Annotated in this window: 9 protein-coding genes; 5 read left to right on the top strand and 4 right to left on the bottom strand. The window is 63.8% G+C overall.

Going from position 1 to position 10135, the window contains the following annotated elements:
- Positions 1-66 precede the first annotated feature (66 nt).
- The 4 genes from paaZ to QM590_RS10075 are packed head-to-tail and all read left to right on the top strand — an operon-like array spanning position 67 to position 3940.
- Positions 67-2094 (top strand): phenylacetic acid degradation bifunctional protein PaaZ, encoded by a 2028-nt coding sequence (paaZ, locus tag QM590_RS10060; protein WP_269594692.1) that lies wholly within the window; start codon positions 67-69, stop codon positions 2092-2094.
- Positions 2091-2408 carry an EthD family reductase gene (locus tag QM590_RS10065; protein WP_269594691.1) on the top strand — a complete coding sequence of 106 codons (318 nt, stop codon included), beginning with the start codon at positions 2091-2093 and terminating at the stop codon, positions 2406-2408. Before paaZ ends, QM590_RS10065 begins: the two co-directional genes overlap by 4 nt.
- A gap of 23 nt (positions 2409-2431) precedes the next feature.
- Positions 2432-2800, top strand: a complete 369-nt coding sequence (gene paaI / locus QM590_RS10070; RefSeq protein WP_222095555.1) for a hydroxyphenylacetyl-CoA thioesterase PaaI — start codon at positions 2432-2434, stop codon at positions 2798-2800.
- Between the two features lie 30 nt (positions 2801-2830).
- Positions 2831-3940 carry a PucR family transcriptional regulator gene (locus QM590_RS10075; protein ID WP_269594690.1) on the top strand — a complete coding sequence of 370 codons (1110 nt, stop codon included), beginning with the start codon at positions 2831-2833 and terminating at the stop codon, positions 3938-3940.
- Here QM590_RS10075 and QM590_RS10080 read toward each other — a convergent pair.
- Positions 3924-5333: an FAD-binding oxidoreductase gene (locus QM590_RS10080; protein ID WP_269594689.1), complete on the bottom strand. Its 1410-nt coding sequence runs from the start codon at positions 5331-5333 to the stop codon at positions 3924-3926. The two genes, QM590_RS10075 and QM590_RS10080, sit on opposite strands and share 17 nt — an antisense overlap.
- 296 nt (positions 5334-5629) lie before the next feature.
- Here QM590_RS10080 and QM590_RS10085 point away from each other — a divergent pair, with 296 nt between their 5' ends.
- Entirely contained in the window at positions 5630-6931 is a 1302-nt protein-coding gene (locus tag QM590_RS10085) for an MFS transporter (protein WP_269594688.1), read from the top strand.
- Positions 6932-7210: 279 nt separating this feature from the next.
- Here the strand turns inward: QM590_RS10085 and QM590_RS10090 are convergent, their stop codons facing one another.
- The 3 genes from QM590_RS10090 to QM590_RS10100 all read right to left on the bottom strand — a co-directional run.
- Positions 7211-7762 carry a hypothetical protein gene (locus tag QM590_RS10090; RefSeq protein WP_269594687.1) on the bottom strand — a complete coding sequence of 184 codons (552 nt, stop codon included), beginning with the start codon at positions 7760-7762 and terminating at the stop codon, positions 7211-7213.
- A gap of 78 nt (positions 7763-7840) precedes the next feature.
- The gene (gene lpdA, locus QM590_RS10095; protein WP_269594686.1) at positions 7841-9208 is read right to left on the bottom strand and encodes a dihydrolipoyl dehydrogenase; all 1368 of its coding nucleotides are present in this window, start codon (positions 9206-9208) and stop codon (positions 7841-7843) included.
- Positions 9205-10135: dihydrolipoamide acetyltransferase family protein (locus QM590_RS10100; RefSeq protein WP_442972437.1), on the bottom strand; the 931-nt coding region annotated here is incomplete at its 5' end. The genes QM590_RS10100 and lpdA, both read right to left, overlap by 4 nt.

The following is a 10135-nucleotide window of genomic DNA, read 5'->3' on the forward strand; positions in this document are numbered from 1 at the left end:
CTTGACATCTCGGCGTTCGACGGCGATGGTAATTACCGACCGAACGTACGGTGAGATGGAGGCGTTGTGAGCAGACTTCTGGAAAGCTATGCCCAGGGAGCGTGGTATTCCGCGACCGACGAGGGAACGCCGCTGCTGAGCGCCGTCGACGGCAGCGAGATCGCTCGGGTGTCCTCCAGCGGTCTCGACGTTGCCGGCATGGTCGACTACGCCAGAACTGTCGGCGGCCCGGCCCTCGCCGCCTCGACGTTCCACGATCGCGCGGCGCTGCTGAAGCAGTTGGGCCTGACGCTGATGGCCGGCAAGGAGGAGTTCTATCAACTCTCCCGACATACCGGAGCCACCGTCCGTGATTCCGGCGTCGACATCGACGGCGGCTTCGGCACCGTGTTGAGCTACGCGAGCAAGGCTCGGCGCGAGCTGCCCAACGACACTGTCTATCTCGACGGTGCGATCGAACAGCTCGGCAAGAAGGGCACCTTCCTCGGTCAGCACATCTACACCTCGCGGCGCGGTGTCGCGGTGCAGATCAACGCCTTCAACTTCCCCGTCTGGGGATTCCTGGAGAAGCTGGCACCCGCGTTCATCGCCGGCGTGCCGTCGATCATCAAGCCCGCCAGCCAAACTGCGTACCTCACCGAGCTGGTGTTCCGCCGCATCATCGAATCGGGACTCTTGCCCGAGGGATCGGTACAACTGCTGTGCGGTAGTGCCCGCGGCGTCCTCGATCACCTCGGCGGTCAGGACTCCGTAGCGTTCACCGGAAGTGCCGATACTGCAGCGACTCTGCGCTCGCACCCCAAGGTCGTCGGCGAGGGACTGCACTTCACGGCCGAGGCCGACTCTCTGAACGCGTCGATTCTGGCTTCCGATGTTGCGCAGGGCGATCCGGAGTTCGATCTGTTCGTCAAGGGCGTCTTCGCCGAGATGACATCCAAGGCGGGACAGAAGTGCACGGCCATCCGGCGCGTGTTGGTCCCGCAGGACTCGGTCGAGCCCGTCATCGAGGCGCTGAAGGCAAAGCTGGAGAAGGTCGTCGTCGGTGATCCGGCAGAGGAGGGCGTCACCATGGGTGCGCTGGCGAGCATCGAACAACGCGACGAGGTACTCAAATCCATTCGTGGACTGACCAAGTCCGCTTCGGTGGTCTTCGGCGATCCGGAGACGGTGGATCAGCGGGCCGGCGCGTTCATGGCACCGGTGCTGCTGAAGGCCGGAGACAAGACCGCGACCGAACCGCATGACATCGAGGCCTTCGGGCCCGTCTCTACCGTCATCGGTTACGACAGCACCACAGACCTCCTCGATCTCGTCGCCCGCGGCAGGGGCTCGCTGGTCGCCTCTGTCGTGACCAAAGATTCGGCCATCGCACGCGAGCTCGTACTCGGGTGCGCTCCGTACCACGGGCGCATCCTGGTGTTGAACTCCGAGGATGCGAAGGAATCGACCGGCCACGGATCTCCGCTGCCGGTCCTGGTGCACGGCGGTCCCGGACGGGCCGGCGGCGGTGAAGAACTCGGCGGTATCCGCGGCGTACTGCATCACATGCAGCGCACAGCAATTCAAGGAACCCCGGACGTGCTGACTGCGGTGGGCAACAAGTGGGTAGCCGGTTCTGCGCGCATCACCGGCGATGTGCATCCGTTCCGCAAGAACCTGGGCGAGCTGAAGCTCGGCGACACCATCGTCGGTGGACCCCGGCAGGTCACCCGAGCAGACATCGATCACTTTGCCGAGTTCACCGGCGACACGTTCTACGCACACACCGATCCCGAAGCGGCAGCCGCCAACCCGCTGTTCGGCGGTATCGTCGCGCACGGCTACCTGGTGGTCTCGCTTGCAGCCGGACTGTTCGTCGACCCGGCACCAGGTCCCGTGCTCGCGAACTTCGGCGTCGACAACCTTCGTTTTCTCACACCCGTCAAGGCCGAGGATTCGCTGACGGTGACGCTCACGGCCAAGCTGATCACCCCGCGTCAGAGCGCCGACTACGGTGAGGTGCGTTGGGACGCAGTGGTTGTGAACCAGAACGACGAATCGGTCGCCACCTACGACGTGCTGACCCTGGTTGCGAAGCCCGAGGACGCATCATGAGTATTCGCGTTGCCGTCTGTTACGGAATGCCCGAGGACCCTGCCGCATTCGATCGGCACTACGCCGACGTGCACGTGCCCCTCGCTCGTGCCGTTCCCGGCCTGGTCGACTTCACCTGGGGCACCCTGGACTCGCTCGACGACTCACCACCGCCGTACTACGCGATCGCCAGCCTGTACTTCGCGGACGAGGCGTCGCTGAAGGCAGGACTGTCCTCGCCCGAGATGAAGGCGGCAGGCAAAGATCTGCGCAACTTCGCGACCGGTGGGGCCGTCATGTTCACCCAGAATGAGCGATCGGTGTTGCAGTCGTGAATGATTCGATGATCGCGCGAGAGATGTTCGAGGTCGACGCCGCGTCCCGCAAGCTCGGAATCGAATTGATCGAGCTCTCACCCGGGCACGCGAGAATGTCCATGGTCGTCACCGAGGACATGGTCAACGGCTACGCCATCACGCACGGCGGCTATGTCTTTCTGTTGGCGGACACGACGTTCGCGATGGCCTGCAATTCACACGAGGACTCGGCCGTGGCGGCGCGATGCGACATTCGCTATCTCCGTCCGACGAAGGCCGGTGACGTCCTGGTCGCCGACGCCGTCGAGCGTGCGAGGTTCGGCCGCAACGGTCTGTACGACGTGTCGGTCACGTGCCGAGACGAGCTGATCGCCGAATTCCGAGGTGACAGTCGCACCGTGGCCCGGTAACGGCACCGCACATGGAAGTACTGTGAATCGGTGAGCACTGCGGATCTCTCGGCGCTGGCGGACGCAACCGCCACCGCGGTGGGCGGCGCTGTGTCGGTGATGGATCCACTCGGCTTCGTCATCGCCTACTCGTCCGTACCGGGCCAGCCGATCGACGACGTCCGTCGAGACGGGATCCTCGGGAAGCAGGTTCCGGCCGAGTACATGGTGCATCACCTCGACCCCGACTTCCGGCGGAGCTCGACGGTGCACGTGGTCGACGTTCCCGGAGTGCTCCCGCGACTGGCGGTGGCCGTCTCGGTGGACGGGGAGTATCTCGGCTCCATCTGGAGTATTGCCACCGGGGTTTCCCTATGTCCGCCTGACTCCAGCGTGATGGCGGCCATGACGCGTGCGGCAGCAGCTGCGGTGCCCCTGCTGCTGGCCCGGCGTCATCCGGCCGGTGCCGACAATCCGAGGGCGCGTGCGCTCCTGACCGACCCAGATACCGTCACACCGCCCGGCAGCCTCTACGTCGTGCTGGCAGGGAGGGTCGAGTCTGCGCGATCGGAGGCTCAGCTGGTGCAGTTGGCCGATCTGTTGGAGCTGACGTTCGGCACTGCGGCGGATTCGGGCTGTGTCATCGAGGATCGCACCGTTTTTCTGGTCACGGCGGCCGAGGACGAACGCGGTGTCGCCGTTGCGGCCGAGGATGTTCGACGCAAGGCGGAGGCCGCATTCGGTGTATCGGTCACCTTTGCGATCGGCGGTCCGGACGCCCGGCCCACAGTGGCACGTCGACATGCGCAGTGGGTACTCGACGCGGTCGGGGACGGTGTGACGACGACCTTTCGGCAGAGTCGGGTGTCGGTCACACTACGTAGAGCGTCTGATGCGCTGTCGGACGTCCCGTTGGCCATACCGGCCGTCGAGAAGATGCTCGCCTGCGACGCAGCCGAAGGTACCGAGTACTCCGCGACGGTGCTGGCGCTGCTGGCGCACGAGTCCAATGTTGCCGCCGCGTCTGCATCGTTGTATCTGCACCCCAACACCTTTCGCTATCGACTGCGGCGTACCAAGGAGCTGTTCGGCCTCGATCTCGACGACGCGGACACCCGACTGCTGGTGTGGATGGCGCTCCGGTTCACGTCCGGGCGGTGAGGACCTTTCCTGGGTTGAGCAGGTAGTGCGGGTCGAGCAATTCCTTGATGCCACGCTGCAGTTCTGCTGCAACCGAATCGAGTTCGGTCTCGAGTAGGTCCCGCTTGAGCAGCCCGACTCCGTGCTCGCCCGTGATGGTTCCGCCGAGCGAGAGGGCGAACGCTGCGATCTCGTCGAACGCGCGGTGAGCGTCCGTCAACGACTGTGGGTCCGTCGGGTTCACGATGACCGTGGGATGGATGTTTCCGTCCCCCGCGTGACCGACGACGCCGATGACGATCCCGATGCGCTCGGCGATGCGCCCGACCTCGTCGATCATCGCGGCCAGATGCGAAATCGGAACGGACACATCGTCGACCAACGGAGAACCGAGACGGTCGAGTGCGGGGTACGCCAGCCGACGGGCCTGCACGAGTTGCTCCGACTCCACCTCGTCCTCGGCGACGGCCACATCGGTCGCACCGGATTCGGTGCAGAGTGCGGCGATGGCCTCGAGCTCCTCCACAGCGCCTGCGCCGATGTCGGATTGGGCGATCAGCACGGCCGCGGCATCGGTACCGAAATCCATCCGGGCGTAGGCGTCGATCGCGGCGATCGTGGTGCGATCCAGCAGCTCGAACAGGCTCGGGGTGATACCGGCGGCACGAATCCGCGTCACCGCCTCTCCGGCAGCGACGGTCGAGGGGAATGTCGCGGCCATCGTCAGCGGTGTGGCAGCCGGAAAGTCGAGGCCGACGGTGGCCTCGGTGATGATGCCGAGTGTGCCCTCGGACCCGACGAACAGATCGGCGAGCGACAGCCCGGCCACGCCCTTGACGGTGCGTCGGCCGACGAAGGTCGCCCGGCCATCGGCGAGAACAACACGCAGTCCACGCACGAATCGTGCTGTGACGCCGTACTTCACGCAGCACAGGCCACCGGCGTTGGTGGCGATGTTCCCACCGACCGTCGACGCCTCCCAGCTGGACGGGTCGGGTAGATACGTCAACCCTTGCTGCAGGGCAGCATCTTTGAGTTCCTTGTTCGTCACGCCGGGTTGCACGACGGCGACGCGGTTGACGACGTCGAGCTCGATGATCTTGTTCATGCGCCGGGTGTTGAGGGCAATAGCTCCGACGCTGGTGTTCGCGGCTCCGGCCAAGCCGGTCAACGCTCCCTGCGGGACAACGGGAATGCGGTGCGCCGACGCAATGCTCATGATTGCCTGGACGTCCGATTCCGTGGTCGGCAGCACCGCGGCCAGCGGAAGCGCGGATTCACACAGAGCGGCTGCGTCGTGACGGTAGCTCTCGAGGATATCGGGGTCGGTGATCACCGCGTCGGCACCCAGCGCACGCATCAGTTCGTCGATGATCGGAGAGCGCTGAACGAGAGTCGACGTCGGTGCAGACATGAGTTCGAGTATGACCTTCCGTCACTTCGGATGTCTGCGTCGTTTCGAACGAACCCGAGGGCTCGGATCGGTAGTTTCCGACGAACTGCGTCAACGGTCTTGTTATGCCTGCTACCACCTTGACAAACTGTGGTGGCGCCGGTCACAGTAATTACCGACCGAATGGACGGTGAGTTTCATCCGCTTCTGCGGTTGCAGGAATCACCGACCTTCACCCATCACAACCCCGCCCCACATCACTCCGAACTGCCGCTCGTTGCCCGAGTGCCGGAGCCCGAACGAAACGAGACAAGTCGATGTCAACCCAGGTCGAGACGCCCACCGGGGTGTCGCGTGAGCACCGCCGCGCCGCCATGGCCAGCATGGTCGGCACCACCGTCGAGTGGTACGACTTCTTCATCTACGCGCAGGCGGCGTCGCTGATCTTCGCGCAACTGTTCTTCGCGCCCATGGGTTCGTCCGGACAGCTCGTCGCCTATGTCACGATCGGCATCAGCTTCATCTTCCGTCCACTCGGGGCCATCGTCGCCGGCTACTTCGGTGACAAGATCGGCCGCAAGAAAGTCCTCATCGCGACCCTGACATTGATGGGTGCGGCCACCGTGGGCATGGGACTGCTCCCCACCTACGCGACCATCGGCATCTGGGCCCCGATCATTCTGATCGTGCTGCGCATCCTGCAGGGATTCTCCACCGGTGGCGAATGGGGCGGCGCGGCGCTGATGGCCGTCGAGCATGCACCGAAGGGCAAGCGCGGAATCTACGGCGCGGCAACCCAGATGGGCGTTCCGCTCGGCATGCTCATCGCAGTGGGAACGTTGGCGCTGTGCACCGGTCTGCTCAGTGAGGAGCAGTTCGAGGCCTGGGGCTGGCGCATTCCGTTCCTGATCAGCTTCGTGCTCATTCTCGTCGGTTTCTACATCCGACGTCGTGTCGAGGAGACTCCGGTGTTCAAGGAGCTGGCAGAACGCAAGGAGCGCAACCACACTCCCGTTCGCGCACTGTGGCGCACCAACAAGAAGCAGGTCATGCTGGCCGCGCTGTCGTTCATCGGCACCAACGGCAACGGCTACATCATCGTCGGCGGGTTCATCGTGGCGTACTCGACGCGTGAACACGGACTCGCGCGCGTGGATGTGTTGGTGGCCAGTTTGTTCGCGGCCATCGTCTGGGAAGTGTTCACTCTGCTCGGAGCGCACCTGTCCGATCGCTACGCCCGAACCACGATCATGAACGTCGGAAACGCGGCAATGGTGTTGTGCGCCATCCCGTTCTTCCTGCTCGTCGACACCGGTGAATTGCACTGGATCTACGTGGCCCTCGGGCTCTTCGCCGTCGGACTCGGCCTCTCCTACGGACCACAGCCGGCCCTGTACGCCGAGATGTTCCCCGCAGCAGTCCGTTTCAGTGGAGCGTCCATCGGATATGCCATCGGAACCGTGCTCGGTGGAGCATTCGTCCCGACCATCTCCGAGGCACTGTTCAACGGAACCGGCACCTCGATGTCGATCTCGATCTACCTGATGATCCTGGCCGCGATCTCCTTCGTTGCGACCTCGCGAATCAAAAACCGTAAAGATGAGGATCTGAACGTCTGACGTCGCATCGACGAAGGCCCCGAAGCCGGCGCGGTTTCGGGGCCTTCGTTGTTTACTGAGCGGGCCACCGTGGTGCAGAATTGCTCTGATGCGATTTCTGATGAAGTAGCGACGTCGAATAATCGAGACAGCGGGACTTCGTGTCAGCTGTCGATGGTTGCGCCGACGTAACTCGCCCTGATACTTTGAAGTTCTTGCCGCCCCATCGAGGTGGGGCTGGAAGTGAGCCACAGAATCACTCGCCGGATGACGAGGTCTGTGGCTTGCGTCGTTTCAGGGTCAGAGGTGGTGAATTTCGACAGCATCGCTGATTTTGTCCAGATAGCTGCTGTTTCCCACGCGGTCTTGTACCACCGCTCCGCACACGATGTCGGCCACCCAGAGCGCAGGTTCGATTCGACCGACGCTGTGATGCAGACGTAGACCTGAGGTAACCACTTTTTGTGCGCGGAACTTCTGAAGTAGATCGAGATCGCTTCGGTCCTGGTTGCCTCGCGATTCCAGCGTGACGCGTTCGCATTGCATCTCGGCGAGGTTCGGTAACAGGAATTCCAAGCATTTTCGGCGATGCCGTCGATCGGTTGCTTCGGTGGTGTGTACGACAACCAAGCCCATCATCGGCAGTGAGGCGATTGCGTCCACGAGAAGGTGGCGGCGCTCGGGACTGCTTCCATGCCAGTGCACCTTGGGCTCGGTCACGAGGCGGACCTGTTCCAGGGTGTTGCGCCATTCCGGCACATCACTTTCGTCGCACAGGGCCGCCGCCATCAGATAGGTGTGAGGATCTCGGCCGGGCTGAGACCCGCTCTCGTCACCCCACGCAGTCAGCATGGGCGGCGAGTTTACGGACCGGCACCGACCGAATCCTCACCTCGAAAAGGCCATGGCCCTGGGACCTGCCGTTCCCGCTCAGCTATGCGCGTGCAACGGCCGTCCCGACAGGGCCATCATTGCCTCACCAAGTGCCTCGTTCTGCGTGGGGTGCGCGTGCACGAAGGTCCCGACCTCCGATGGCAATGCTTCCCATGCCACCGCGAGTTGCGCCTCACCGATCAGTTCGCCCACGCGGTCACCGACGAGGTGGACGCCGACGACCGGGCCGTCCTCGCGTGCGCGAATCACCTTGACACCACCCGCGGTGGAGAGAATGCGGCTCTTGCCGTTGCCGCCGAGGTCGTACACCACCGACGTCACCGAGCCGTACTTCTCCTCGGCGGCTTTCTCTGTGAGACCGACCGACGCAACCTCGGGATGTGAATAGGTGACGCGCGGAACGAGATCGCCGTCTATGCGTGCGGGTGCGAGACCGGCGATGTGCTCGGCTACGAACATGCCGTGCTGAAAACCGCGATGAGCCAGCTGATAACCCGCCACAATGTCGCCGACGGCATAGACGCCGTCCGCGGTGGTGAGCAGATTGTCGTCCACGGTGACGAAGCCGCGTTCGGTGGATATGCCCTGCTCGGCCAGACCGAGACCGTCGGTGCGAGGTCCACGACCGACGGACACCAGGACGACATCGGCCGAAAGAGTATCCCCGGATGACAGCGCCACCGAGACGTCGTCGGACGATTCGGTGACGGTCTCGACCTTGGTTCCGGTACGAATGTCGATGCCGCGCTTGCGTAACGCCTTGGTCAACTGCTTCGAGGACCATTCGTCCTCACCGGGAACGATGCGATCGAGGGCTTCGACGACGGTGACCTTGGCGCCGAAAGAGGCCCAGATGCTGGCGAATTCGATACCGATGACTCCACCGCCCAGTACGACGACAGATTCCGGAACTCGATCGAGTGCCAATGCACCGTCGCTGGTGAGAACACGAGGTCCAAGTTCGATACCCGGGATGGTGCGCGAATACGACCCGGTCGCGAGAACCAGCGAGGCCCCGGTGATGCGTCGTCCGTCCACCTCCAAGGTACGAGGACCGACCACCTGGCCGCGACCGGAGACGATCTCGATACCCGGACGCTTCAACAAACCCTGCAGCCCGGCGTGGAGCCCGGCGACCACGCTGCGCTGATAATCCAGCGCTGCAGGCATGTCCACACCGGTCAGCGAGGCCGTAACGCCGACGTGGGCAGCCCCGCGCACGGCGTCGGCCACCTCGGCGGTGTGTAGTAGCGCCTTGGTGGGGATGCACCCGCGATGCAGGCAGGTGCCGCCGAGCTTGTTCTCCTCGACCAACGCAACCGACAGACCGAGCTGTTCGGCACGCAGTGCGCAGGAGTACCCACCTGATCCGCCACCGAGGATGAGAACGTCGACATCACTCATCGGACGGATCCCAATGCCACGATAGGGTTTTCGACGAAATCGGCAACAGTGCGCAGAAACCCACCGGCGACTCCGCCGTCGCACACGCGGTGATCGAACGCCAACGACAGCTGCGCTACCTTGCGCACGGCCAACTGACCGTCGACCACCCACGGGCGGTCGATGATGCGTCCGATGCCCAAGATCGCGGCCTCGGGATGGTTGATGATCGCGGCCGAGCCGTCGACCCCGAACACTCCGTAGTTGTTGAGCGTGAACGTTCCGCCGCTCAGGCGGGCGGCGGGTAGGGAACCGGTCCGTGCGAGTTCGGTCAACTCGGCCAACCGCTCGGACAGTTCCGTCAGATCGGCCTTGTCCGCCTGCGGCACAACAGGAACCATCAGTCCACGGTCGGTCTGCGCGGCGATGCCGAGTCCGACGTTCTCGTAGCGCAGGATCTCGCCCGCGGCAGTATCGACCGTGCTGTTCAGCTCGGGGAACTTGGCCAAAGCGATCATCGTCAGCTTGGCGAGAACCGCCAACAGCGTCACCTTGACTCCGTCGATGGAGGCATCGAGGTCGCGGCGGGCCTGCAGCAGAGCCGTCGCGTCGACGTCGACCCAGACGGTGGCCTCGGGAATCTCCGAGCGGCTGCGGGAGAGTTTGTCTGCGATGGTCTTACGTATCCCGGTAATCGGGATTCGGGTGACGCCCTCCGACGAGGAAGCAACGGTCGAACTGGCCAAGGCTCGCTCGACGTCCGCGCGGGTGATCACTCCGTGGCCGCCAGCGGTATCGATGCTGGCCAGATCGAGCCCACCCTGCAACGCCATGCTCCGAACGATGGGGGAGAGCACCTTCGGTGCATGTGAGCGGAAACTCGTAGCCTGGGCCGTGTGCTGTCTTGATACATGTGGGACACGGGTGTCTCGATACATGTGAGACACG

Origin of the sequence: Rhodococcus sp. IEGM 1372 (assembly GCF_030056835.1) — a bacterium.
Classification (GTDB): Bacteria; Actinomycetota; Actinomycetes; order Mycobacteriales; family Mycobacteriaceae; genus Rhodococcoides.

Bases quoted from the DNA above. Each gene is read 5' to 3' on its own strand.
- QM590_RS10085 (WP_269594688.1), top strand. From the start codon at position 5,630: ATGTCAACCCAGGTCGAGACGCCCACCGGGGTGTCGCGTGAGCACCGC.
- QM590_RS10080 (WP_269594689.1), bottom strand. From the start codon at position 5,333: ATGTCTGCACCGACGTCGACTCTCGTTCAGCGCTCTCCGATCATCGAC.
- QM590_RS10065 (WP_269594691.1), top strand. From the start codon at position 2,091: ATGAGTATTCGCGTTGCCGTCTGTTACGGAATGCCCGAGGACCCTGCC.
- lpdA (WP_269594686.1), bottom strand. From the start codon at position 9,208: ATGAGTGATGTCGACGTTCTCATCCTCGGTGGCGGATCAGGTGGGTAC.
- QM590_RS10090 (WP_269594687.1), bottom strand. From the start codon at position 7,762: ATGCTGACTGCGTGGGGTGACGAGAGCGGGTCTCAGCCCGGCCGAGAT.
- paaI (WP_222095555.1), top strand. From the start codon at position 2,432: ATGTTCGAGGTCGACGCCGCGTCCCGCAAGCTCGGAATCGAATTGATC.